Here is a 26096-nt window from a genome sequence, read left to right on the forward strand (position 1 = left end):
TGGTCGAACGAAAGACGATTCCCGCTTTCGCGGGAATAACACGTGACCTGCTTTATTTTGGTTTTTCTGGAGCAGACGGGGCAGGTGCTGGTTGCATGCCTTGTTTACTTGCTAATAGCTGAACCTGTGAATTCACAGTTTGTATTTGGGTCTGTAATTGGCTTTGAGCGGCTTTGATCTGATTCTGCAATTGGGTATTCACTGATTGTATTTGTTGTTGTAGCTCAGATTGTACTTTTTGAATTTGCGCTTGCAGTTGAGCATTCATTTGTTGTGTTTGCTGTTGTTGTTGTGCCTGTAATTGTTTTAACTGATTTTGGATTTGTGTATTAAATTGTGATACATCATCAGCAAAAGCAATATTGGCCAAAAAGACAGAACAAAAAAGTGATTTTGCTAAAATTTTCATTACTATTCCCTTACGTGAAAAATAAACCGGATATAATACTTTAACCTAATAATCTATAAATTGACTAGGGCTTGTTTCCATTTAACGTTTAAAGCCTAAGTAACTAAGTATTATCCCAAGAATTAGCTCAAACCCTGCTGCGCTGTATGCCATACTTGTATCTTGCATAAAAACAAGAGTTGCTCTATCAACATAATGTGGATAAAAAATCATGCTTGTCCCTTTCAGGAGTATAATCCAGCCAATAAGGGTAATTAAGAGCCGCCAGTTCCATTGCCAAACATTATGGGTTACAACCATAAGCAATCCTATAATAAGAGTCCAAAAGCCGGTGACAAGCATTAATGGGGCATCTTTAAGTAACTCTTGAACATAAATGGTAAATTGCTGCAGGTTGGCAAACATAGCTAAGCTGACTATGATCAAATAAATTCCAAGCACCTTGCTTAAAAATTTCGATTTGTCCATTTTAGATCTCTCATTTTTTACACTGCTTATAACTCAAGTGTAGTCGTGGATTAGAAGAAGTTCGATGTTACCAGGAGTCGCGCCGGAGAGATCTCCTGTTTCGATTAGAAATTTTGATAGATTAACCATTATTAACAAATAGTGTACTTTACATCTCACGTCCCGTGCTGGTCCGCGGTATCCAGAAGATCTGCGCTAAAATACCGGACCCCGCGGACAAGCCGCGGGGCGTAGGACGAGGTATGATCAAGAGACAAGCGCTGCAACCCAGGCTTAAGCGGTATTAGTTTAGTACACCAATACTTCCTGCCTGTTTTGTTCTTCCTCTGCTATTCTCATCACATTTCGTGGGTTCGGAAGAGGGAATAAGCTTTGATTTTGTGCATAAGTACGCGCTGAAACTGGGGTGTCGGTTTTTTTTGCTGCGTCTGCTCGGAAATTTCTTTTACAAAATTTATATATTTTTTTCGCCAATCTTTATCCATATTGGGAGGAGTATCAAATGACCATTCAACTGCACTGGTAAACATTCGATTAACGAGTTCAGAATAATCCAGCTCAGTAAATAGTTCATACAAATCCAGGGTGATAAAATTGATAAAATAAAAAAATGCATCGGGGAAGTTTAAAATTTTTGTACAAAGATCATCGAATCCATGGCTATCTAAAAAAGTAACACGATCGGGAATGAGATTTAATTTTTTTAACTGAGCGGCTTCTTGTGATGGCAGTTCACTATATTGAGCATGAATGTGGGCAACCTGCTCTACATCCTCTATTTTTTTTTAATCCCTCTTTAGTGGGAAAATATACAGAAAAATTATCTTCGATTAATTTTTTAATAATGCGCTGTTTGAGGTAAAGATTTTCAGAGGTTTCACTTAAGTCAGTTTTAAGAACTATTGCTTTTTTTTTCGAGTTGAGATGAGCCTATTGCTATGGTATCCCAACATTCGGGATTATCCGCAAGAACTTTATCAAGGTTTAGAATCCCGCCATTGGGTTCAACAGAAGACTCAATAGTTGGTAATTGATTCTTTTCATACAATAAGCCCAGATTTTCGAGGATTTCTGTTTGGGGTTTCATTTAATTTCCTGGTAATGATTTGATATTCTTTCGTATTTTTAATTAATAAGGTGCGTTATTATATATCTTTTGGTTTGTTTTATGTGCATTTCTTTTGCGATGGAAAGGATCCGCGTACAAGGTACAGACGAATTCTTATACTTTAAAGGCGCATTGCCAAATATTTATCGATCATTTGACGCGAAAGGCTAATGGGTTTGGGCAATTGAGGCAGGTTTTTTATTGAGAACCATTGGGCATCTTCAATTTCAGTTGCATCGATTTGAATGTCGCCGCTGTCGTATTCCGCAATAAATCCTAACATTAAATTACTTTGAAATGGCCAGGGTTGAGAGGCAAAATAGTGCAAGTTTTTTATGTTCAAACTTACTTCTTCTTTTACTTCGCGCATAACCGTTTGTTCCAGCATTTCTCCGGGTTCTACAAAACCTGCCAAGAGGCTATAGATTCCAGGCATAAAATGAGGAGAACGTGCGAGCAAGATTTCATCATCCCGCCAGATTAATACCATCATAACAGGCGCAATTTGCGGGAAAATTAATGAATTACAGACTGGACATACTTTGGCGCGTTCTTTAGTACTGTATTGGGTTTGATGGCCACAACACCCACAAAACTGGGTACTATTATCCCAATGCAAGAGTTGCTTTGCTTTGGAAACAAGTAAAAACAAATCTTCATCGCGCAGAAGTTCATGGGCTTGGCGAATATGCTGAAAAGCCATATTCGGAGGTAATGTGAAAGGTTGTGCGCTGATCTGCGCTGCAAAACATGGCGTATTGCCGTAGGTTCCTAAATAAATTTGCCGCTCAATAGAAAGATTGAGGGCGTTAATATTGCTCAATTGAGGTATGGTATGGTTCTGTAAAAGAATGTCTTCACCGTGAAAAATGAACCAGAATGGGGGTTCAACAAATGATGCAGGAGGATGAATTTGTGAGATAAATGGTTTTGACATAACGGGAATCCATAAGTGGCACATATTAAGTGTATATAATGGTTCTGTCAGTGGTCAAATTTCGTAATTTTCTTATGTTTTCACCTTCTCCCATTATAGGAGAAGATGTTTGCCAGGGAAGATGAGGAGCGATTCCTAAAACATTCCGTTACTATTGGCTGACTCAGCAGGAATGGGTTGAATAACATCCCAATGCTCGTAAATTTTATTGTTTTCCAGACGAAAGATATCCACGATGGCTCGTCCTTGAGTGCCAGGTTCTAAAACAGAATGGACATGCACCATGACATAATCTCCTTCAGCAAAAATACGTTTAATTTCACTATGCGATTGCGGGTACGTGCTTTTCAGATAGTTAATGTAATTTTTTAAACCTTCAATCCCATCTTGAGCCATAGGATTATGCTGGATATACCAGGCACCCAGGTAATTTTGTGCCGCATCAAAGTTCTTTTCATTCAATGCTTTTTGATAAAATTGCGAGACGATGTGTTTGTTGGTCTCCTGAATTGCTCCTGCAATTCCGGAAACTGAGTGAATCAATAAACCACTGGTAATGAGTGATAACAGTATTTTGTTCATTAGGGCTCCTTATTAATCAAACAAATTGATTATAAATGGCTATTTAAATTAAAAAAGCGCATAATTTTGACTAAATATATCTAATTTTTAGATGTATTCAGTTTGGGGAAATAATGACTAAAGTCACTCTTGAACAATGGCGCGTCTTACAAACGGTAATTGATGAAGGAAGCTTTGCTAAAGCAGCGATAAAACTGCATAAAAGTCAATCGAATATCAGTTATACGATAACCAAACTTCAGGAAATGCTCGGCTTGCAATTACTACAACTTGAAGGGCGTAGGGCGGTGCTGACTGAACAAGGTGTGGAAGTGTTAAAGCGATCACGGCAAGTTACCCGGGCGGCAAAAAATTTAGAAAATGCAGCACTTAATTTAAAATCAGGCCATGAAAAATCATTGCGACTCGCTATCGATGAACTCTTACCCTCTTCTTTATTGATGGCTGTGCTGCAAGAGTTTGGCCAAAAGAATAAACATACCAAACTGATTATCAATCAAGGGTTATTATCGGGACCAAGTGATCAATTAATTAATAGCGAAGCTGAGTTGGCTCTTATTTCAAAAATTCCAGAAGGCTATACAGGGAATAAGTTAATGGATGTTCATTTTCTTCCTTATGCTCACAAAGACAGTCCCTTACATCAAAAACAGGTTACTCTCGAAGATCTTTATGATGAGCGTTACCTCATTGCTCAGGATTCTGGGCTCAATAAAAAACGCAATGAAGGTTGGTTAGGCTCTGAATTTTACTGGAAAGTAAGCACTTTAGAAATGAAGATTCAATGTGTGGTGCATGGGATTGGTTTTGCCTGGTTACCGCAGCAAATCGTTGAAGCGCGAAATTTACCCATTCTTCCATTGAACATGGAAGAAAATAACATAAGAACCTATCCGGTTTATTTAGTGCATCACCAACCTCAAGAAGTGGGACCGTCAGCAAAACTTTTAATTGATCTCTTTAAAAAATATGCGTACAACAAGTAGAACAGATTATCTGTCAGCATATAAAAATGATAGATAGAAACATATCCATTCCATTAATAAAGAGAAAAATATGAGAATGTCAAAAGTGTACTTCATACTTAGCGGGTTGATGATTTTGTGTTCCATTACGGCACATAGTATGACCGAAAATATGTCGCAATCTGAATCAGATGCCGCACGAATTTTCATGTTGGAAAAGGCGCTGGCTCCGCAAAAGTTGGATGAAGTTGCAACCTTATTTGCAAAAGCCAATAAAGAGCGTAATGGCGCAATCCAATTTATGTTGTTTTCGGATGAACTCAAAAGCAAATTTAAAGACAGTTGGCCTTCTTGGGTTTCTGGAGTTTCCAGCCCATGGATTACTGCGTATGAAATTAAAAAAACCGCACAAAGTAAAAACTCCTGGAAATTTAAAATTACCTATCAATGGGCTACAGCTTCTGGACCATTTAGTCCCCCTCTAGTCCAAACAATCGTCGTTACTCCTGTCCCCCAAAATACAAACTCGTCGCAAAAATTTTGGATCACTTCATTTAATGAGCCGTAGTTCGTGGGAAGTTTTGAATTTAAGAAGCATATTTATCAAAAAAATAGGAGAAATTCTCAGGTTTCCAGCTACTATAATTAAGTGAAGTATCAGTTTAAGGAAACAAAATGCATAACGGAGAGGATGTTATACATAAAGATTTTCAAAATATTTTACTGAGAAATGGGTTCTCTGCCCATGAATTTAAAATCACGATAGAGAATGGCTCAAGTTATGATCCCCACCAAATAGTAAGTACGCAAGTGTGGATAACAATTGAAAAGAATTCTATAAAAAAACGATATGGCCTATACCGGACTAATTGGCCCAACGATTTTGAAGCGGACTTAAAAAAGGGTTATTTTAATACGTAATCAATGGAATAGCCTGGGTGAATCTCCCAGGCGTACCCAATCAGTTGGATATTAAAACCAGCATCTCAATGCAGTTTTTTTCTATTTTCTTGATGCAACGATTCCTAGTGTAGCAACTACGGCTAAGGCAGCTATTCCTACAGTCGTTGAACTGAAAAAGCTGTATCGATTTTCTTCTTTTTCTGACTTTACTGAAGATACATGTACAGTACTTCCTTTTTCCTTTTCGCTTTCCAAAGATGCAGATTGCGTACTCTCTTTGGGTAACGTCATCGTAGTTGGCGTTACTGTTTTTTCTTCAGACAAGATTTTTTGTATTAACTGGTCCGCTTTGCTGTTTGATGTTGACGGTTTTACTTTGGAGGCTGATTTCTCTCTTAAAAGCTTACGTTGTTCTATTTCTTCTGCAGAAGCATAAAAAATTGGATCAGAATATATAAATACAGGTATTTCTTTCCCGCGTGCGTATGATGATCCTACTTGCATGGATGATTTCCCAAGTAGAACTGCTGCTTCAATTTCTGTATAACCTTGGCTGACTAATTTTTTGAGATCTTCCTCCACTACTGCTTTTTTAAAAGAACTCGCTGTTCCTTCTGTAACATAACCTTCTTCTATTTTATCCTCAGTTTTTCCATCATTCCATGTCACTTTCTTTTTACGTTCTGTTTTTGCAGGAACCGATGGTTTTTCAGTAGTAATTTTAGGTGTTGGCACTTCCTGATCACTTTCTGCAGATACAGATTGTATAGTACTTCGTTGCTCAGTATGGTTATTGGGTGTTGAGGGCATTAGCGTGCGCCTTCTTTGATCTCTTTGCTCTTTTAAAAGCTGTATTTCTTCTCTAGAAGCATAATAAATGGGTTCATTCAGAATACTTTTTTTGGTGATGGGTGTAGTTTGCATTCCTACCAAGGCCGTTGCTTCAATTTCTGTATAACCATCCAAGATCAATTTCATAACTTCCATGACTGCTTTTTCTGGCGGGAGGGATGTGCCTTGTTCGCTTATGTGCCCGGTGTTCCGCTCTTTCTTTTGTCCCATTGTTGTGAATTGGTATTTTTGTTGCATTTTAAGCCCTATTATCATTACTAAAATTTAGGCAATTTTAGCAATAAATAATTAAGGGAATATGAAATCAAAATTAAAATTGATATTTATTTGGCCATTATGAAATAAAAATGCATTGGTTGTGGGATTAACCTCTCTTTACCTATATAATGTCGCCAAGCGAAACCTGTAGATTCTTGCCCTATTTCAATATTCGGATTTTCTTAGATTGAATCAGGATGTGCTGCAACCCCTGATTTGTTTAATTCAACTATAATGAGGAAATAAAATTTTCTATGAGATTAATTAAATTCATTTCAAAATTATATAAAGAGGAATCAATGCGTAATGGGGAGGACATGTATGCGTGTCGATAGGGGATCCTATGCAGCGAATGTCTCGATTCGCTCACCACTATGGCGAGTTTATGGCATTCCCCTGTTTCTATCCTTAATTTGTATTTTAGCTGAGCATCAAACCAACCTTCTAGTTTTTCATACTCTTACTGAATTTTTTTCGGTGGTTATCGGATTAACTGCAATGCTCGTAGCAGCTACAACCACCCATTTCACAAAAAATCAATTTGTGATTTTTATTTCCCTGGCTGCCGGTTGGTGGTCATTTATCGATATCGCGCATATTTTGGCTTATAAAAAAAGCTTATTGCCTCATGGTGGAGGTAATTTAGGTACTCAACTTTGGATTGCTGCACGTTTTTTTCAGGCTGCGGTTTTTCTTTTTTCCATTTATTTTTTCAGGCATACGTTGAGAATTTGGATAGTGAATCTGGGCTTTTTTTTAATAACCCTAATTCTTTTTACCGCCATTTTTTCAGGTCATTTTCCTACGACATATATTGATCATTATGGAGTAACTTGGTTCAAACTTTATTGTGAATGGGGCGTTATCCTAATTTTAATCATCGCACTAATATTGTTTTGGTATGAGAGGGCAATGATACCGAAAGAGTTATTATTTTATATGAGCCTAAGCATGATTACCCTGATATTTTCCGATTTGGCATTGTCCGATTATAAAAGATTATTTGGTTTAGAACATGTAGGGGGGCAAATATTAAAAATATTCTCAATTTGGTTTATCTATGTTGCTTTAGTAGAACAAACTTTGCGTCGACCTTTTGCGATGCTGACACGTGCTGCGACTACTTATGATAATATTCCAGATCCTACGTTAATAGTTAATGCAGAAGGTATTATCCACCAAGCAAACAAAGCTGCAGGCACAATCGCCCATTTAAAACCTGAAGAATTAGTCGGTTTATCTTCCCACACACTTTTTCATAATAAGTCTATAGAGCAGAAAGAATGTCCAGTGTGTTCTCATTTGACTCTTTCAAAAGATAAATTCATTGAGGAAGTGAAGACCGGAAAGAGCGGGTGGCTTGAATGTAGTTTGTCCCCTATAGATTCGGTTTCATTTCCTAATTCTTGGATACAAACAATAAGAAATATTACCTCGAGGAAGAGGGTGGAAACAGAACAAAAAAGATTGACCTACGATTTAGGTGAACGCGTTAAAGAACTGCAATGTCTTTATCAGATTTCAAATTTAATTGCACTTAGAGACTTAAGCATTGAAGAGCTGCTCACAAAAACAGTCAATTTATTGCCCGCTGCATTTCAATTTCCAGAGTGTATGGCAGCAAAAATAGAAAGCATTTGGGGTGAGTTTTATTCAGATCCCAAAGCAAAAAAATTGCCTTATCAATTGGAAAATGAATTTAGAGTTAAGAATGGATCTCGGGTAAAAATAAGTGTTTATTATTGTGTTCAGCCGCCAGTATTAAAAGGTATTTTTTTACCCGAAGAATCGACTCTTTTAGACTCGATAGCTACTCTGTTACAGGATGCTTTACCTAGGCTTTAAGCTTTACCTCGGCTTTAATATGAGACAAACTTTCGGAATATCAGTATAGTAAAAACTATTTACTTTAATTCAAAGGGGTCACTATGTTTCGAAAAACTGCTCCTTGTTTTTTTGCAGTGGTCATTGATGCTTTAGGATTTGGGCTTGTATATCCAGTAATGACGGCAATATTTACAGCAGATCATAGTCCTGTATTGAATGCCGATGCGAGTGTGGCAGCGAAACATTTTTATTTGGGATTAAGCTATATGCTCTATCCCTTATGCATGTTTTTTGGTACCTCATTCATGGGTGATTTATCCGATGTTTGGGGGCGCAAAAAAGTGTTGCTGCTGTGTATGTTAGGAATAACCATCAGTTTTCTGTTAATGGGGGTAGGGGTTGCTTTTTCTTCCTTAAGTTTATTACTTATCGGGCGAGCCCTTTCCGGTTTAATGGCTGGTAGTCAACCTATAGCTCAAGCTTCTATTGCCGATTTAAGTACTCCTGAAACCAAGGCATTGAATATGAGCTTGATTTCTCTGAGTTTTAGTTTTGGCTCGGTTCTTGGTCCCTTGCTTGGCGGGGTCATGTCGGATAAACAATTACTGCCTTGGTTTACTTTTACTACTCCTTTTTTAATGGCAGCGCTCCTGGCTTTTATTGCTTGGATATGGATAGAACTTGGATATCAAGATACTGTGTTAACTTTATCGCATAAGAAAATATCCATTTTTCGCCCGGTGCAAATTTTTATTGAAGCATTTCAGCATCGCTCGGTCCGTATTCTGGCATTGGTGTTTTTATTGATGCAAATGGGGTTTAGCCTTTATTTTCAGTTCATCATTGTGCATATGAAAACAGCTTACCATTACACCAACTGGCAATTGGGTGCAGTACAAGGCATGATCGGTTTAGGTTTTGCTATCGGCATCCTGATTGGAATGCCTTTATGTGTGAATCGATATAAAGTACACCATATTGCTTTATTTACCCTTATTCTCACAGGGTTGGGACAATTGCTCGTGTATGTTATTTCCAATCCTCTTTTACAATGGCCCTTAGCAGTAGTGATTGCAACTTTTGATATTATGGCATTTGCCTGCTTACTTACTTTATTTTCTAATGCTGTCGATACGCAATCGCAAGGATGGGTAATGGGAATATCCGGTGCGGTAATGGCATTTGCCTGGATGGTCACAGGTTTTGGTTCCAACTTATTATCCATTCTTTCCAGTGCCGGGTTGATCGCTATGGGTGGAATGTTGCTGATTGCTTCAGCGTTACTTTTGCTAAAAAACAAAACCATGAAATGAGCGTAGTGACCACTTGAGGTAAGGAAGAATGAAAGCATTTGCTTATAAAACACTGCCTTTTGGAACATCATGACTACGATGCCTTTTGAACACGCTTCTTATCGAGCACAGGCCAGGAGATTAAGGGCTTTGGCCATAGAAGCGCTGAAGCACTATCCATTGATTCCCCATAACATTGAATTGATAAAATACAGTGCTAACGCAATTTTTAGAATTACAGACAGCCAAAATAAACGTTATGCATTAAGAGTTAATCCCCATGGCCATCATCAACATGCTGCGATTCAGGAAGAAATACAGTGGATAAATCATATTCTTGCAACTACAGACCTTGTTGTGGCTGCACCTGTAAAAACAATTTCTGAGCGCTACTTCATTGAGGTGCACCATCAGGTGATACCTTCAAACCGATTTTGTCTCTTATTTGAATGGTTACCCGGTAAGACAAAATGGAGAAGTATCAACGAACAATATGCCAGGAATTTAGGTAAATTGATTGGTACCTTACATCAGAGTGGACAAAGTCTCTCGATGAAACACCGTGATTACTGGCGAGCAGATGGCTTGATTGGCGCGCAAACAGCAAAATTTTATAATATTGAACAACTCTCTGATGTATCTGCTCATGAACAACAGCTTCTCACTGCAGCGAGAAGAATGGTTTATGAGCTTTTAAAAGATTTGGAAAGTAAACATCCGGACAAAACCGGCGTGATCCATTCAGATACCCAGCCTAATAATATTCTGGTGCATCAAGGCCAATTTGCGATTATTGACTTTGATGACTGTGGGCTTGGATTTTATAACGATGATTTGGCTGTAGCTTTGTGTGCATTTGAACATGTATCCGAAGGCAATCAGCATAAGTCGTTTAATCAATTAAAAGATGCTTTATTGGATGGCTACAATGAATCCATGCCCGTGTCAGCAGACGATATTCGATTACTCCCGTATTTTATGCTGGCAAGAAAACTCGTAACGATTGCCTGGCTGGAAGCACGCAAAACCAATCCCGGGATTCATTATTATTTTCCAATAGCGATTGAGCGAGCCATCCAGTTTTATCAACACCTTGTTTGCAAATAAATCATTGTAGGCAATGAGGTGAAATTTTTTATCCTACGTGCGAAAAAAACAGTTACTGTAATTTAGGTGCAGGCGATGCATTGTCTAAATGTTTTGCGGGTTTACGCGAAAAAAAAGCGCCCAGATAACCCGAAAGAGAACGATTAGACCCTGTTTCAGAGTGCTCCTCACCGTCTGTTATTTCTGGTTCTGGTTGAGGATACAAACTATCTCGAACCATTCCAAAACCCGAAAAAACACTCTTGAGAACCAAAGGTAATAAGCTCAACATAATGAGCATGCTGGTTAAATTGGTAGATTCACCACACAGCGCGTAATTGGCCAAGGATTGCAAGACCGCAATAATCAAAGAAATTCCTATGGTATTTGAAATCAGTCTTGAAGCATTAATATTTCGATTATCCATGGGTAAATCTGTGCTTTGATTGATTTCATAAAATGCAATCCATAGCCACAATAAGTCAAAAGCAACGCTATACCAATGTTGCTGATTCATTTCTTTGACGTCAGCACCTACCGCTTTAGCCAAATCAAAAGTCATTTTTCCACTTTTAAACGCTAAGGCCATGCTGGATTTTTCCTGGGTATTTGCTAAAGGAGCAAGTTGCTGTACAAATAAGCTTTTGGGAAGATGAATATCAAAAAGTTCATAAAAGGTTTTCTCGGAACCAAATAATCGTCGCAGTTGCTCTTCACTGATATTCGATAAAGCATCTACCCCAGGAGCAAAAGTGCCATCATCTGAATGATGGGCAATGACTACATTTGAATTTTTCATCATCATGACATCATTTGTACCATCCCCGTTTGCGACAATAAAATAATGTTGGTCCTTGAGATAACGGGCAAGGACCCCTTTTCCTTCAGTACTCATTTCTGCAAAAATAATGACTGGACGCTTTGTTTTGTTTCTATCCATTAATTGCTGAAAGTAGGTGAGTATCGTTTCATTGACACCGGCAAATATAACTGTGGAATCAGCGGGGCAATTTTCTTCACTTAAAACGACACGATCATCGCTTTCAGCCTGATTGGCACGAAGGGTAATGATGTTTTTTGCATTTTCCGGACATAATACTTTGGCAATATTCACCGCAGCTTTCGTGGTATCGCCTGTTGCTACAAATACCGGAACTGATATTTCCCGACATTGAGCGATGAATTTTTCAGCTCCTTTTTTTACTGGGTTATCAATAATAAAAGTTCCGTAATATTCTAAGCTTTTAAGTAATATGGCGTGTTTTATAAGAAAATTCTCAATCTCCTTTTTATCATCCTTATCAAATAATTCTCTTAAAGTCGCAAACTCAAATTCATTGACCTTGGTGCGTGCAATACACCAATCGCGTGATAAGACTGCTGTACGACTTTGCATCATGGTATAGGCTTGCAATAAAGGAGTTTCTTGAAATGCGTCTGCTTTAGGCACCCCGCAAAAAACAAGAGAAGATTCTTCACCCTTCTGAACCAGAGTAAAGCGGCCACCAAACGTCCGATATAAGCCCAGGTGAAACGTCTCGATCTCTTGTTTCGCTTCTTTGATGGCAATTACTTTTTTAAAATGATTATTCCCTAGAGTGGTAACTTCCAAACACTGCTGATGACCTAATAAAGATTTGAAAAATTCCAAAATAGCATGTTCTTCTGGTTCTAATTCTTTTTTACTATGTGTAAAGGCATGACAAAATACTTCAAAGGATTTAAGCCATTGGGCTTCTTCAGGTAGAAGCAAACTTCCTTTTTTTTCTTCGAGTACGTGTTGTACCTTGGTAGGCATATTAGTAGTCCATAGACCAAGTACATCCATCCGGGTCGTAGTTAGGGTGCCGGTTTTATCGGAAATAATGGCAACTCCATTGGGGAATTTGTCACGATAATATCCTCCCAATGCATTACACAAATCCACAAGACGGAGCGCGTCAATTGTTTCAAAAGGCTGATCTCCCAAATTGCTGTTTAATTTTTTCATCAAGCGACTATTTACTGTTTCGCGTAAAAAAGCTTCAGAAAAGGGAATCAATGTTTGAAAAAGCGTGAACATGAGCCTGAGTGTTTCGGCAGGCATTAGAGTAATGTCTCTTTGTAAAAAAGCCGCCATAATAATGGAGCCCAAAATCGAATATAAAACATTTTTTTGCTTACGTTTGGCAATTATTTCATTAATGACTGCTTTTTTCTCGTAATTACTATTTAATAAAAGCTCTTTCTCAGGTTTAATCTGAATAAAAATGTTGTTGTGGCCATATATGTTTAACTTATCACCAACCAATACGCCCGCCTGTTTGCCATCCCTTACTGCATATAAGTCCACTTTTTTGTAATTGGACGTAAAATTAGGTTTGGTATGATGTTCGATCCAGACGTCTTCACCATTTTGTGCTTTAAGATTGACGCTAAATTTTTTTCGTTCCAAGGTTTGGGTAAAAGTACTATCTACATTACGTTGTAGGGCAATCAACTCTCCAGAGATTGGCACACAATCCAAATTGATGCTTTCATCGCAAAGAACCAAATCTCCAGTACGAAGCTGATACCGAGGAACATGAACAAACAGCGGACCTGTAGTTGTAAATTTTAAAACCTGATGTAACTTATGGTTGTATTCATAATCATGATCCAGTTTTTCTTGCTGGACACGCATTTTTTTTATGGTTGATGGAGTTAAATCAGCCAATAATGCAGGGAGGTTACGAAATTTCTGTACTATCTTGTCAGCATAACGAATATTGTGCGCAATCAATCCCAACTGAAAGGCACGCGAACTGACCATAAGCTCACTGGCGATAAAGTGATTGATTTGAAAATACAGATTGGATAATGGGGTTAGCCCACTGGAAATCACTGCAGTGTCTGAACGCTGTGCTCCTCGACTGTATTGGAAGCGGACCAGTAACTCTTGAACTTTTTGCGTGAGGTAAGAAATTCCACTCGGAACAACCAATGCACTGGCTCCTAAACCAGCAATTAATGAATATTCATCAGGAATTTGGTCATTGAGTAAAAAAGTAGTCCCTTTAAAAACAGAATGGTACATATAAATTATTGCAGTCACTTCACTGGCTACTGCAACAGACAGTGCTGCTTTAGAATCAAGTTTTTTATCCGTAATTCGGTTTAATGCGCAATATCCTAATACTGCTGCGCCAAAAAGAAATTGGACCACAAAATCATATTCAGCGCTTCCTGTTAAGAATTCACTGAGGTATGGCGTGAGATAATTTCCCACAAGTAATGCAGCTCCGGAAGAGATCGTAGGCCAAACGTATTTTTTAAACGTACTCCAATCCATAGAGTCCAATGAAAAGGTCCAGGCTAGGGTGTTATATAGTTCTTTGACGCGCAGCGAAAAGAAGTTGCTTATTCCTTTTGCCGTGCTTCTTAAATAATAAGTTCGATCCGGTTCGGCATATTGTATTAATTGAAAGGGTAAGGCTCTGCTGTCTTCTGGATTTGGATTTTTTTCTTTTTTTTGTGTCGGTATCTTTGTCTTCATGTCGAAAATCCTTTTTTGCGCACCAATAAACTCCATTGGATATTTAGGGTCCATCTTGATAATTAACTTATCTCTATAAAAGGTTCAAGAGGATTTGCTAAAAAAATAAAGAGAAAGTGGTAAAACATATAAGATCGAATTCAATGTGATTTTGAATTTAAGTTAAAAATCGCTTTGAGAAATAAAAAGCCGGCATAAGTTTGGTCTTATCCCGGCTACTTCATATTTTTATTTAGGGTTGCATATCCTCAAAACGGAGAGTTTGCTCTTTTACAGTAGGCTGTGACTGTGGTTGTGCGGAGTGCAAAGAATCCTCTTTCACCAACAAAAAGTCTCTGTGTTTGAGGAACTTCTTTTTCCCCGCGATGAAAGGTAACATCCTCAATGCTTTTGGCTTGATTGATACGCTTCAGATCAACAAGAGTCTGCTCTTGCAAAACACTCAGGAGATCGCTGGAAACTTCCTTTATCTTATAAGCGTTGTCTTTATCAAACTGAGAGAGTTCGCCGTTGTCATTGATGCCATAACGTGTAAAAACAATTCCTTTATTAGTATCGTATACAGTGGTAAATGTGATCATTCCTTCTACCGTGGCACTACTTTTACGTACCGCAAAGGGAAAATGGGGATTTTTGTTCAGAATTTTGGTAACTTGTTCTGCATCCTCAACAAAATAAGGACTCCCTGTAATTTGCTGGTATAAAGCTTGGCCTGTTGACACTTTTATAAGCTGGGGTTCGGGTTGAGCAATGAGCTCGTCCAAGTTCTCTTCTTCGACTAGTTGTGTCGCCTGTTCCGCATACATTGTCAGGGTAGCTACTAATCGAAGATTGATTATCAAGAAAAACAAGCCATAATAATTAAAGGAACACTAGGGATGTAAGTTAAAATGAATACTTTTGATAGCATAGCAATTGAATTTGATTTAACCCATCACAGCATCAAGCACGTTGCTCTTGAGGAGTTGAGGATCGATACTCAAGAGAAAAACAAAATTTATTGGATCCATAGTAATTTAAATCAAGAGGATGCTTTTAAGCAATTAGTAAGAAAACTGAAATTACCTGCAGACGTAATTCAGTTATGTACTGAAGAAAATAATTTATCCAATCTTATTGATAATGACAATGCATTAACATTGCAAATTAAGTGTTTGGCTTCACTTGAGTTAAATGAGAATAATGAAATAAATTTAGATAATCTTGTGGTTCACCTTACGCCGAATTATTGTTTTACTGCTGCAGACAAACCTTTGCCTGTTCTATTTGAGTTTTTCAATAGTTGTTCGAAATCAGTTCATTATGCTAAAACGCCTTGCTTCATCTTATTTTTATTCCTTGAGGGTATTATTAATGATTATGCTAGGGTTCTTTTTCATTATGAAGAAATTGCAGAGCAGTTTGATTCTTTAATCCAAAAAACACAGGAAAATATTTATAAAGAGGTTGCAGAGGTAAAGCACCAAACGTTGCAAATTAAACGTGATATGATTGCAATAAGAGAAATTTTAATGCGGATCACCAGTCGAAATATCTTGGTTATCTCAGAAAAATGCCGTTCTTCCTTATACAACTTATCGAATCATAGTCATCTCATAATCAATGAAGTGGATTCGATTCGCGAGTTATTAAATAGCCTATTAGGACAAATCGATAATGAGTTGATGCAAAAAATAAGTGAGACTATGGCTGTGCTTGCAGCATTTGCGGCTATTTTTTTGCCGTTAAATTTAATTACTGGAATTTACGGAATGAATTTTGAGTGGATTCCTGAATTGCGCTGGAAATACGGATATTTTGGTGCGCTCGGTTTAATAATTGTCTGCGCCATATGTCTCTATCTTCTTTTTAAAAAGAAGAAATGGATGTAATCAAATGAGAGTTAAGATGAAGAAGTCTGCCAGGTTAACCTAATGAATGACTTGATTATTCAATTCATTTTGTGGCTTCTTTATCATGGATTCAAATGCAATGACCGGTCGGCATCTCCCAAGTAACGTATCAAAAAATATCGCTAAGCTGGGGTGCTACCCATTTATCGCAAGTATCCTTTACATTAAGGTAATCCTGTTTATTGAATCAGCGCATTTCGACGTGGTGTTAAACAAGCCAAGATAATTGCGATGAGAAATAAAGCAGGGACATCTCCATATAAATGAGCAAAATGCTGTGGATAGTAAAATGATTGAATCGCCATAATGCCGCCATGCACGATACTGGACCAAACAGTAAACCAAATTAAACTTAAATGCTGTATCGGATTTTTTGCCGCCAAAAGCAAGAATACTCCTAATGTTGCATAAACCCCGATTATCATTTGCAAATAGACGTTTTGTCCCGCAGGATGCCAAGCCCAGCCAGATGGCCACACAATGGTTAAAGGATATACGGCAAAGATAAAAACCAGTCCAAAAATAACCAATGCTATTCGAAGCAAGGTGTACTCTTTTTTAGCGTCCATAATATAAGCTCCGTTCGAAAATATCCTATTTCTTTTTAATTATAGTAACAAACCCGGTGGAATACGGGGAAACCCGGGTTTCAGCCTTGAATACTTGCATTCGGGCTACATTTTTAGACGTAGAGAGATTTAAATGAAAAACTGGCGATCCCTCAGGGGTAATTATCTAATTGAATTTTTACAAGTTTGGTCATTGCATCCATCATTTGGTGGCATGCTTCAGGACTTTCTGGAAATTGTTTATAGATGATATTGGCCAAAAATGCAGATAAAGCTTGAGAGATAACGTTACTGTTACGCAAATGGGGGGGAAGCTTTTCCAAGGATTGAACTAAGGCTGACAATAAATTTTGGCCTATAAAATTCATCGCTTTGGAATAATCTTCATTGGTTAATGTTTCGGCTGTCTTGGTGTTTTCATCGAGTTTCATGTTTGTTCCTGTAATTTTTGATTTTAAGCGAAATTATAGAGTCTGCCCCAACTCACTTCAATGTTTGTAGAGATATAGGAGACTTTCTATCATTTTTTAGGAATTAATGCGATAAACTTCTGACTTTTTCTTTTTAGATACAGTCTGAAAGCGAGGAAAACCCATATTATGCTCGGTAAATATGGGTTGCACTTTTTGGCAGATTTGAATTTACAATTTACTCATAATAAATTGGTTCATATAAGGGAAATCATTATCTAGAATTGCATCTGAAATTTGTTTTTCAATCGTTGTACTTAATTCTGAATCGTCTAAATTATTAACCGGAGAATAGACTCCATGTCCTGCTCTTGGCAGTTTGGATTCACTACCTTCATTTAATCGCCCTAGAGGGTCTAATACGATTAAATCCCCTTTTCCCGTTAAGTTAAAAGCGACACTACTGCCAAATAATAGATTGGGTTTAGCCCCTTTTTGAGTCAATAGTTTAAATGTTTGCTTATAGCACAAACTGGGTTCATCGGTGCTGCTTCCAGGACCCACTAATGTTACTTGTTCCGCTAAGTCGGACCATTTAAGTTTTTTGTCTGTAAGTCTTTGCACGTCAGCAAGAGTTCTATCAAGCTCTTCTTTTACTGTTACATAAGTTTCACGTTCGCCGAATATATGGCCTACATAATAACAAAGTTTTCCTTGTTCATCCTCTGTAGCGACCAAAATACCAGTACAGTGTAAGAGACCCTCAGTTCCTAAAACGTCTAGATCGCCTTCTTTAAATCCTGCACCTGCATCAGCTCCTACTCGATAACAACTTAGACTTTTCATGCTTGAAAGTTGTTCCGAATTGGGTATATAGGATGTTGAAAAATCATTGCACTGTTCTATGAGTGAATGGATTTCTTGTTCTTCAGCATCGGCTTTCTTCTTGATTAGGCTTTTAAGGAGTATTGCTGCCCGCCAATACTTTTTTTCATCAAGACTCGAGAGTAATTTTAAAGCTTCATCAAGTTTCTTGTAGTGTGACAGGTTTTTATAATATGTAGACATTTCGCCTAACCTGATGTTTTCTGTATCCAACAGAACCAGTTCATGATTACCTTCAGTTACAATTATTTTTGCCATTGATGTTGCCTTTCTTACATATTGGCACGACATTATACATTTGCGGTGCTTAAATTGCAAAAAAATAAATCACCATGGTCTGTTTAAGGCCTCTTGGGTGGATAGGACAATAGGCAATAGGTCTGTGGTAATTTTTTGTCTTAGACAAGCCGAAGCTTTTATCCTGAGTTGTCAATCACAACTCCATTGATTATGATTTGAATCAATTTAAGTGAATCACCTAGTTTCTTATAAACTAAATAATGGTCTAAATTCAGTGGATTTATCCAATACTTTATACCTTCAGACGCTGCCCTTACGCGATTAGAGCAAGAATGACGCTCGCCTATTCTAAGATTAAAGTAGAACCGCGTGAGGTCGAACTTAAAAATAAGCCTCAGGAAATGTTTCTTGCCTCTCCAAAAGGGACTGTTCCTGTACTAATTTTAGAAAATGGTCGTGTGATTGATGAAAGCATTGAGATTATGATTTGGGCCTTAACACAATCTGATCCTGATGGTTGGCTATCTGTCGGACAAAAAGATAAGTGTCATGAATTAATTCACTTGAATGATATAAAATTTAAACCCATTTTGGATAATTATAAATACCCACAAAAATCAGAGAAAAAAGATCCGCTTTATTATAGAGAGAAAGCCCAAGAATACCTCTATAAATTAAATTCCCTACTAATGAAAAATCACTTCCTTTTAGGAAACCATATCAATATGGCCGATGTTGCTTTATTTCCCTTCATAAGGCAATTTTACATGGTTGACCCACAGTGGTTTGCACAAAGTGGCTATAAGTATCTACATGCATGGTTGCAATTTTTTCTAGATTCAGAATTGTTTCTTACTGTGATGAAAAAACGTTAAATAACCCTAGGGTCTGTCTCCTATCTTGGGCAATCTGTATTCGCATACAGCATGTATGCTGAGCCTCGGTACTCGAAAATCAGGCCATTTTGATTCAAGCTAGCGAAGGCCCTAAAGGATAATGATTTTTACTCCATCTCAGGATGAGCGTTTTGTATAATTACAGCCATTGCTTGTATGCTCGCAAGGTTTGTTTTCAAACTGCAGTGTGGTGTGATAAACCGAAAATTTGGTGGCAAGCATTTCTTGAAGCACGGGTAATAACTCTTCTGAATGATTATAAGCACTATCATAAACCACATGGGCAGTAAGGCTGGATTTCCCGCTGGTAAGTGCCCAAAGATGGAAATCATGTACACTCAAAATCCCGGAAACTCGGCACATTTCAGATTTTATTTCCTCAACATCCATACCTTCCGGAACTCCCTCAAGAAGGATGTTAATTGTTTCTTTTAATAAGATCCAGGTCCGAGGCAAAACCCATAAACCAATTGCGATAGCAATGACAGAGTCTACCCATGCATAACCAGTCCAGTAAATAATTAGAGCACCAATCAATACACCAATAGAACCCAGCATATCGCTCCATACTTCAAGATAAGCACTTTTAACATTGAGGCTTTTGTCTTTTCCACTTGCAAGCAGTTGCATGCTGATTAGGTTAATCAACAATCCAATTGCTGCAATCACAAACATGCCTACCGTCTGAATGCTCGCAGGTGCATACAGGCGTTGATACGCTTCATATAAAATGTAAATGGCAACAAAAAAAAGTAAAATTGCATTAAAAGCAGCGGCAAGAATTTCGAAACGGTGATAGCCAAATGTTTTTCGTAAATTGGCAGGGCGGTCGGCTAGATAGACTGCTGTCAGAGAGATGACCAGTGCACTGGCATCGGTCAACATGTGTGCTGCATCCGAAAGAAGCGCTAAGCTGCCAGTAATAAGTCCTCCAACTACTTCAACAATTAAATAAGTCGATGTGAGAATCAAGGCCAACCAAAGATATTTTTTATTCTGATTCGTTGGAATTGCATGACTATGGTCGTGAGACATCCACTTGCTCCTGTTCTTAAAACGTTTTTTCTTAGTAATAGACTAGATGAACTATCGTATTTGACATCTGAAGTGGAATTGTAACACACAGGATCCTTGTTATGTTGCTTAGGCTGTAAAACCTTAGTCAAATTGTTTCCTTGACAATAGTTTCCTAGGAAACTAAAATTGAAATCCTTGGGAGACACAAATGCTGAAAGTTAAAAAAAGAAAAGAAGTAAGTAAGCTGACGGATCATATCGGTTATTGGATGCGGCTGGTTTCCAATGAGGTGTCGCATGCATTTGCAAGGAAGCTGGAGCAAACAGGCGTTACAGTTGCCGAATGGGTGGTACTCAGAAAAATGTATGACTGCAATAACATCATATCTCCGAGTAAGGTTGCTCATATTACAGGCCTCACTCGCGGCGCGGTTTCAAAATTGATTTCACGACTCCTTGAAAAAGGTCTGGTAAATCGTAAAGAATCTGCTGAGGATCGACGTTATCAAGACATAGAGCTTACCGCAACAGCTGTTGTGCTCATACCTAAACTGGCAGATCTTGCAGATCAAAATGATGAAGAATTTTTCTCAATACTTACCTACGCACAGCGAGAACAATTCGTGAAACTTTTGAAAAAACTTGTTTACTCCCATCAAATTAAAACGGCACCTATTGAATAGACTTCTTTTGAAACGCTACTGCAGCGAGTTTCGAAAGAAGTCTAATAAAAAAATGGAGATTAAACGTGAGTGAAGCAATTGATAATTTAATGAATGCAATCCAATCTGCGATGGCAATTCGTCCTAGAGTAGGAGGGTTTCCTGTTTTAGCAGAAGTGATGCGTCAAGCAGGAGTGAAACATAATCTTTGGTATTTACCGTCTTGTCAGAGTGTCTATATCACCAAAAAAGGGAATGTTGTTTCTCAAGAATCTTCTTTAGTTACAGGACAAGTCGATATTCCTGAGTTTAATAAGGCTGCACTTATAAAAGCTATTCGTATTGATCAAGCGGGTGAAAGTACCTTTCCGGAGTTTCTTCGCGCATCTTGGGAGGCTGGAGTAGTCCATTATCATGTTGATTTAGAGAAGCGCACCGTCACTTATTATGGTGTACTTGGTGAGTCGTATGTTGAAGTTTATCCTGCTGTAGAAGTGAATTAATAAAGTTTTATTTTAATTGGACGTAGCTGCACTCAGTTTATGAGTGCAACCATTGAGCTAAAGCATGGATTCCTGCTGTTAAATCCTCTTCACTCCCCCCAAAGGATAAGCGCACATAACCTTCTTTGCCAAATGCGATTCCTGGTACAAGAGCTACATGTGCTTCTTCCAATGCTTGTTTACAAAACTCTGCAGAACTCTGTTTTTTAAAACCTAGGCTGCTTAAGGAAATAAATACATAAAGAGATGAAACGGGTGGCTTTATGGTGAGATCAAAATATTGATGCAAGGCATTAATGAGTGTATCTCTTCTTTTTTGCATGCATTGTTTCACCCAGGAACTGACATGATCTACTTCATTTAATGCAGCAACAGCCGCCCATTGACTTAAAGTAGTCACGCCGCTGGTGCTTTGACTAATTAATGCGCTGAGTGGCTGGATAATATATTGAGGAGCAAACACAAAACCAATTCGCCACCCGGTCATGGCAAAATTTTTTGAGCAACTTTGAATAATAATGACGTGATCCTGAAATTGGGTAAAAGAACCACAAGAAACATAATTGTGCTCATTGTAGGTCAGGGCGCTATATACCTCATCAGCAATTACTAAAAGTCCCTGCTCATGAGCAATTTGCAATAATTCGGCAAGCTCGGATTCAGTATATAAAGCACCGGTTGGATTCGTGGCATTATTCAGAATAAGGAGTTTACTTTTAGGAGTACATGCGTTTTTGAGTGCTTGAGGGGTCAGCTTCCAACCTTCAGTTTCGTTCGTTTCAACCATAACGGGCACACCACCAAACAATTTGCTCATGGCTGGATAGGAAACCCAATAGGGGGAGGGGATAATGAGTTCATCGTGCTCTTGTACTAATAATTGCATCAGTAAGTAGATTCCAAATTTTCCACCATTTACTACAAGACAGTTCTCTTTTTGGAATGAACATCCATACACTTCATTCATCCATTCACTTGCCAAAATCCGTAGTTCTGGAATTCCTGATACTGGAGGATAAAAAGTATGTCCTTGTTCTAAAGCCTGTGTCACCGCAGTGACAATTGATGGATGGGGTGGGAGTTTGGGTTCACCAGCGCTTAGATTATAAATTTTAATGCCTGCATTGATTTTCTGCTGAGCTAATGAATTGATCACAACTGTGGCTGAATCCTCAGGTAAAATTTTCATTATTTTTGTACCTTTCTTGAGTTTGATATGATTATTTTGAATAAACGATTGATAAATTCCTCTGGTAAATGATACTGCTTGGATAAATGCTCATAAAACTCAAACAATTGTTTTTCACGCGAACGGTCTACTATTTTTTTCCCTTCTTTGGATTTTAAAACGCCAATTTGTTTCGATAATTCTTGACGCTTTGCTAAGATTTCAATGATGCACGCATCTGTTTGTTCAATTTGTTTTCTCAATTCTTCGAGTGTATGCATGATTTTCTCCTTACTTGAGAAGACTTGCGTTATCGCGATACTTTTTTACTAGGATAAAAGCGGTTCGATTCGGATGGCCGTCTTGAATGTTTTCCGCTTTTATTTCTAAACCATAGAGTTCGGCGCACCGTGCCGGGGCAATGACTGCCGCATGAAAAGGCAGTATTCCTTCCGCTAAATCCTTTGCTGCTTTTGCTGTGTCAATCCACTCTAATTGTTCGGTGCCTTTAAATTTATTTTGTAGAAATTGGTTGCATTGAGCTAATCCTTGCGGATGGGACACGATGTGAGTAATTTGATCCTGTTGAATTCCAGGATTTACAAGCAAGCATTGATTAATTTCATGCCATAATTCATCAACGGGAGTAAATAAATGTTTTCCCATCGCTTGGAATGTAGGTTTTACTAATCCCCCTAAGAGATTAACAACAGGCACGATGCCCAGATCAATGGAGCCGTTTTCAATGGCATTGAGAACTCCTTCCATATCCAGCAAATGAATAAGAGTGGGATCAATTCCTTTTTGTCTGGCATAAATTAGGGCTGCTTCTTCAGAAAACGAGCCTACATCACCGGAAATACCAAATAAAGTGCTCATACGAGTTCCTCCATGCGTAATTCCTTTTTCTCTAAAGACCTCAACTTGGCTAATTCCAATAGAAAAGATTCTGTTTGCTCCCAGCTTAAGCAGGGGTCGGTGACAGATAGCCCGTTTAAATCAAGGGATTGTGGGGCCATCGGATCTACTTTTTGACTCCCCTCTTTGATAAAGCTTTCAACCATGAACCCTTTGACCAATGACTTTAAATCAGGATGCCTTTTCAGGCTATCCAAAACACTTAAAGCAATGGAGGGCTGTAAGTGATGATTTTTTTTGCCATCGACCAGACAATTATCATGGCTGACATCAACAATGACTGAAGGGTTGGCTATCTTATGGAGATCCATATAGCACTTCACTTCTTTAAGGTGCGCAATAGAATAATTAGGGGCATGGTTTGAGCCACGTAACACCAGATGAGCGTGCTGATTACCATGCGTTTGCACTTCGTAGCCATCAAATACAGCGACATGATCATGCTGTGAGGCAACAATACTATTTACCCCCACAGCTAACGAACCGTGTGTGGGATTTTTTAATCCTACAGCGCAATCTAGAGCGGAAGCAAAAATCCGATGCTCTTGATCCTCTGAACTGCGAGCACCGATTGCTACCCATGAGAGAAGCTCAAGAAATCCTTTGGCATTATGGGTAAATAAAGCTTCATCGGCAATTGGAAGTCCCATTTCGATGACTTTAATCATCATATCGCGTGTGTATTTTATTCCAGCTGCGATATCTGGGGGAGAAAATAAATCGGGTTGGTTTACAGGTCCGGTCCATCCCTTAGTTGTACGGGGTTTTTGAATGTATACCCTCATGATTAATTTTAATTCGTGTTTTACTTGCTCATTGAGTTTCACTAAACGTTTGGCGTATTCCAAAACAGCTTTTTTAGGCCAGGCAGAACAAGGCCCCACGATCATTAAAAGACGATGATCACGACCTTCTAAAATTGCTTTGATTTCTTCTCTATCGTGAGCAATTTGCAAAGAGGCAGCACTTGATAAAGGGATTTCCTGAATGATTTCTTCTACGGGAGGTAGTTTTTTTAAAACGGAGTAGCTCATAATCCCCTCCTGCAACCGGTGGGTATTACTTTGGATAGGTCATGAGAACGATGTCGCGATTGATGTTGCATAATGTACACTCCTCTTTGGTTCTATCCAACCCCCATGCTTTTTATTGTCTGGGAATTCGGGTACCAAAACCCCCAGACTATGCTGGGGGTTGGAGTGTTAGTTAATTCTACCTACCCACCAGCGCCGGGCTAAAAAAGCTAAAATAAAAAAAGCAAGCAACGGCTTGTGTAAAAGCTGCTTTTCTATTTAACTTGTGGTGTACGGTAGAATGAGACATGAAAAAATCATAAAAATTTATCTGTACTATTAATATACAGTTTAGTGAGGGGGCTGTCAATACCCTAAGCGTATTGAAATTATTTGCGAGCAGAACTTATAAACCTCTTTGTGATTACGGTACATCTCATTTTGCTGCCGTTTTCTATGACTTGCCAGCGACGTGCAATAGGGCTATATTTTTTACTTCTCTTCCTAAAATAGTAAAAAATGACCAAAATCGCGCTTTACTTAGCTGGTGGCGGGGCCCGTGGAGCCTATCAGGCAGGGGTGCTTAAAGCGATCAGCACCATTCTGGATACAAAAAAAATTCCTTTCCATATGATTAGTGGGGTGAGTGTTGGTAGTATTAATGCTGCCGTAGTCGCTGAAAATGCACTGGATTTTACTGCGGGTACGAACAAATTAAATGAATTATGGAATAATATCACCTGTCAGCATATTTTCAAGTCCAGCAATTATGCGTTGAGCATATCGGCTATGCGGAATATGAGCAGCATGCTGACCAAGCAACGTCTTTTAGGCCATATTCTTGATACCTCGCCTTTGCGTCAATTTATTAATAACATTATTAATTTTGAGGTTCTGGAAGGTGTTATCAGGGATAAGCACTTAGAAATGATGGAAATCATCAGTAACTGTTATGAAATGCAAAAAACCATCTCCTTTTATCAACATCATGCAGAAGATTTTGAGGATTGGGATGATCCCCTTCATAGCAGCCAGCGGGTTACCCTGCAAATGAAGTATTTTCTGGCGTCGACCTCGTTACCTTTATTCTTTCCGCCTGCAAAAATCGATGGACTGCATTATGGAGATGGTCATGTGGGGTTAGCGGCTCCTCTACGTGGCGCTATCCGTTGCCAGGTAGATAAAATTTTAATTATTGGTACGCGTACCTTACCGAGTATAAGTGACCCAGAAAAATTACGAGGCGGTGACATTGATTTTTCGCGTGTTTTGGGGGGGATGGTTAATGGGTTGTTTTTAGATAATCTTGAGCGTGATCTTGAGATGGTGAGTCATATGAACCATATGGCGTACATGGTTCCCACGCGGGAACGTTCTCATTGGCGACCCATCCAAACCTTACATCTGCGCCCCAGTGTGGATGTAGCCAATCTGGCTCAATCTCAATACAATAATATACCGATGCTCTTGCGTGTTCTGCTTAATTTTCTTGGTGCCAAGCGTCATTCCGGTGATTTACTCAGCTTTCTTTTATTTGAAAAAGCATTTACCCGCGAATTAATAAAATTAGGCTTTGACGATACGATGGCAGCACATGACTCTGTTTTAGATTTTTTTAATGAATAACCACTATATGCTTAAATCGATTTGGCTCTCATGTTCATGTTGAGGAGGTGGGCTTGTCATCTGCTCATACGAAGTCATGTTAACTTTGCCCTGTTGA

Annotated in this window: 27 protein-coding genes; 11 read left to right on the forward strand and 16 right to left on the reverse strand. The window is 38.5% G+C overall.

The features are described 5' to 3' along the window. Positions 1-52 precede the first annotated feature (52 nt). The 5 genes from LXO92_RS04570 to LXO92_RS04590 form a co-directional block, all read right to left on the reverse strand. On the reverse strand, positions 53-409 hold the full coding sequence (locus LXO92_RS04570; RefSeq protein WP_182351538.1) for a hypothetical protein: 357 nt from the start codon (positions 407-409) through the stop codon (positions 53-55). A gap of 81 nt (positions 410-490) precedes the next feature. Beyond that, complete coding sequence (locus LXO92_RS04575) at positions 491-877, reverse strand: hypothetical protein (protein ID WP_232890451.1); 387 nt, start codon at positions 875-877, stop codon at positions 491-493. An 892-nt stretch (positions 878-1769) separates the two neighbouring features. After that, positions 1770-1964: a hypothetical protein gene (locus LXO92_RS04580; protein ID WP_232890452.1), complete on the reverse strand. Its 195-nt coding sequence runs from the start codon at positions 1962-1964 to the stop codon at positions 1770-1772. Positions 1965-2106: 142 nt separating this feature from the next. Next, positions 2107-2922 (reverse strand): NAD(+) diphosphatase, encoded by an 816-nt coding sequence (nudC, locus tag LXO92_RS04585; protein ID WP_182351541.1) that lies wholly within the window; start codon positions 2920-2922, stop codon positions 2107-2109. Positions 2923-3057: 135 nt separating this feature from the next. Next, positions 3058-3504: a nuclear transport factor 2 family protein gene (locus LXO92_RS04590; RefSeq protein WP_182351542.1), complete on the reverse strand. Its 447-nt coding sequence runs from the start codon at positions 3502-3504 to the stop codon at positions 3058-3060. 113 nt (positions 3505-3617) lie between these two features. On the opposite strand from LXO92_RS04590, the gene LXO92_RS04595 reads away from it, so the two are divergent. From LXO92_RS04595 to LXO92_RS04605, 3 genes are all read left to right on the forward strand, one after another. Further along, complete coding sequence (locus LXO92_RS04595; RefSeq protein WP_182351543.1) at positions 3618-4490, forward strand: LysR family transcriptional regulator; 873 nt, start codon at positions 3618-3620, stop codon at positions 4488-4490. 70 nt (positions 4491-4560) lie between these two features. After that, positions 4561-5037: a hypothetical protein gene (locus tag LXO92_RS04600; RefSeq protein WP_232890453.1), complete on the forward strand. Its 477-nt coding sequence runs from the start codon at positions 4561-4563 to the stop codon at positions 5035-5037. A gap of 107 nt (positions 5038-5144) precedes the next feature. Then, on the forward strand, positions 5145-5390 hold the full coding sequence (locus LXO92_RS04605; protein ID WP_232890454.1) for a hypothetical protein: 246 nt from the start codon (positions 5145-5147) through the stop codon (positions 5388-5390). Positions 5391-5471: 81 nt separating this feature from the next. On the opposite strand, the gene LXO92_RS04610 is transcribed toward LXO92_RS04605, so the two are convergent. Then, positions 5472-6461 carry a hypothetical protein gene (locus tag LXO92_RS04610; RefSeq protein ID WP_232890455.1) on the reverse strand — a complete coding sequence of 330 codons (990 nt, stop codon included), beginning with the start codon at positions 6459-6461 and terminating at the stop codon, positions 5472-5474. 342 nt (positions 6462-6803) lie between these two features. Here LXO92_RS04610 and LXO92_RS04615 point away from each other — a divergent pair, with 342 nt between their 5' ends. The 3 genes from LXO92_RS04615 to LXO92_RS04625 all read left to right on the forward strand — a co-directional run bounded on the left by LXO92_RS04615 (position 6804) and on the right by LXO92_RS04625 (position 10708). Continuing rightward, positions 6804-8327: an MASE3 domain-containing protein gene (locus LXO92_RS04615; protein WP_232890456.1), complete on the forward strand. Its 1524-nt coding sequence runs from the start codon at positions 6804-6806 to the stop codon at positions 8325-8327. 83 nt (positions 8328-8410) lie between these two features. Further along, a complete protein-coding gene (locus LXO92_RS04620) occupies positions 8411-9622 on the forward strand; it encodes an MFS transporter (RefSeq protein ID WP_232890457.1) in 1212 nt (403 codons plus the stop codon). 69 nt (positions 9623-9691) lie between these two features. Beyond that, entirely contained in the window at positions 9692-10708 is a 1017-nt protein-coding gene (locus tag LXO92_RS04625; RefSeq protein ID WP_182351548.1) for a phosphotransferase enzyme family protein, read from the forward strand. Positions 10709-10760: 52 nt separating this feature from the next. Here LXO92_RS04625 and LXO92_RS04630 read toward each other — a convergent pair whose 3' ends face one another. Further along, complete coding sequence (locus tag LXO92_RS04630; protein ID WP_232890458.1) at positions 10761-14201, reverse strand: HAD family hydrolase; 3441 nt, start codon at positions 14199-14201, stop codon at positions 10761-10763. Positions 14202-14449: 248 nt separating this feature from the next. Then, entirely contained in the window at positions 14450-15043 is a 594-nt protein-coding gene (locus LXO92_RS04635; protein WP_232890459.1) for a hypothetical protein, read from the reverse strand. Positions 15044-15091: 48 nt separating this feature from the next. Between LXO92_RS04635 and LXO92_RS04640 the strand changes: the two genes are divergently transcribed. Then, positions 15092-16072 (forward strand): magnesium transporter CorA family protein, encoded by a 981-nt coding sequence (locus tag LXO92_RS04640; protein WP_182351551.1) that lies wholly within the window; start codon positions 15092-15094, stop codon positions 16070-16072. 200 nt (positions 16073-16272) lie between these two features. Here the strand turns inward: LXO92_RS04640 and LXO92_RS04645 are convergent, their stop codons facing one another. The 3 genes from LXO92_RS04645 to LXO92_RS04655 form a co-directional block, all read right to left on the reverse strand. Next, positions 16273-16662: a DUF6632 domain-containing protein gene (locus LXO92_RS04645; RefSeq protein WP_182351552.1), complete on the reverse strand. Its 390-nt coding sequence runs from the start codon at positions 16660-16662 to the stop codon at positions 16273-16275. Between the two features lie 152 nt (positions 16663-16814). Continuing rightward, entirely contained in the window at positions 16815-17093 is a 279-nt protein-coding gene (locus tag LXO92_RS04650) for a hypothetical protein (protein WP_182351553.1), read from the reverse strand. A gap of 210 nt (positions 17094-17303) precedes the next feature. Beyond that, positions 17304-18215: a hypothetical protein gene (locus tag LXO92_RS04655; RefSeq protein WP_182351554.1), complete on the reverse strand. Its 912-nt coding sequence runs from the start codon at positions 18213-18215 to the stop codon at positions 17304-17306. Between the two features lie 269 nt (positions 18216-18484). Between LXO92_RS04655 and LXO92_RS04660 the strand changes: the two genes are divergently transcribed. Then, the gene (locus LXO92_RS04660; RefSeq protein ID WP_340163000.1) at positions 18485-19072 is read left to right on the forward strand and encodes a glutathione S-transferase; all 588 of its coding nucleotides are present in this window, start codon (positions 18485-18487) and stop codon (positions 19070-19072) included. 138 nt (positions 19073-19210) lie between these two features. Here the strand turns inward: LXO92_RS04660 and LXO92_RS04665 are convergent, their stop codons facing one another. Further along, positions 19211-20128 (reverse strand): cation diffusion facilitator family transporter, encoded by a 918-nt coding sequence (locus LXO92_RS04665; protein ID WP_182351556.1) that lies wholly within the window; start codon positions 20126-20128, stop codon positions 19211-19213. A 190-nt stretch (positions 20129-20318) separates the two neighbouring features. On the opposite strand from LXO92_RS04665, the gene LXO92_RS04670 reads away from it, so the two are divergent. Then, positions 20319-20792 carry a MarR family winged helix-turn-helix transcriptional regulator gene (locus tag LXO92_RS04670; RefSeq protein ID WP_182351557.1) on the forward strand — a complete coding sequence of 158 codons (474 nt, stop codon included), beginning with the start codon at positions 20319-20321 and terminating at the stop codon, positions 20790-20792. Positions 20793-20857: 65 nt separating this feature from the next. Beyond that, positions 20858-21274 (forward strand): DUF1398 domain-containing protein, encoded by a 417-nt coding sequence (locus LXO92_RS04675; RefSeq protein ID WP_232890461.1) that lies wholly within the window; start codon positions 20858-20860, stop codon positions 21272-21274. 37 nt (positions 21275-21311) lie between these two features. Here the strand turns inward: LXO92_RS04675 and LXO92_RS04680 are convergent, their stop codons facing one another. From LXO92_RS04680 to LXO92_RS04695, 4 genes are read right to left on the reverse strand one after another with little or no spacing between them, the layout of a single operon-like run. After that, complete coding sequence (locus tag LXO92_RS04680) at positions 21312-22463, reverse strand: pyridoxal phosphate-dependent aminotransferase (RefSeq protein WP_182351559.1); 1152 nt, start codon at positions 22461-22463, stop codon at positions 21312-21314. Then, entirely contained in the window at positions 22463-22723 is a 261-nt protein-coding gene (locus LXO92_RS04685) for a chorismate mutase (RefSeq protein WP_182351560.1), read from the reverse strand. The genes LXO92_RS04680 and LXO92_RS04685 overlap by 1 nt, the downstream gene beginning before the upstream one ends. 10 nt (positions 22724-22733) lie before the next feature. Next, positions 22734-23321 (reverse strand): prephenate dehydratase domain-containing protein, encoded by a 588-nt coding sequence (locus tag LXO92_RS04690; RefSeq protein ID WP_182351561.1) that lies wholly within the window; start codon positions 23319-23321, stop codon positions 22734-22736. After that, entirely contained in the window at positions 23318-24394 is a 1077-nt protein-coding gene (locus LXO92_RS04695) for a 3-deoxy-7-phosphoheptulonate synthase (RefSeq protein WP_182351562.1), read from the reverse strand. Before LXO92_RS04695 ends, LXO92_RS04690 begins: the two co-directional genes overlap by 4 nt. Before the next feature lie 498 nt (positions 24395-24892). Between LXO92_RS04695 and LXO92_RS04700 the strand changes: the two genes are divergently transcribed. Further along, positions 24893-25999 (forward strand): patatin-like phospholipase family protein, encoded by a 1107-nt coding sequence (locus tag LXO92_RS04700; RefSeq protein ID WP_182351563.1) that lies wholly within the window; start codon positions 24893-24895, stop codon positions 25997-25999. The last annotated feature ends 97 nt before the right edge of the window (positions 26000-26096 follow it).

The organism is Legionella resiliens, from assembly GCF_021344005.1.
Classification (GTDB): Bacteria; Pseudomonadota; Gammaproteobacteria; order Legionellales; family Legionellaceae; genus Legionella; species Legionella resiliens.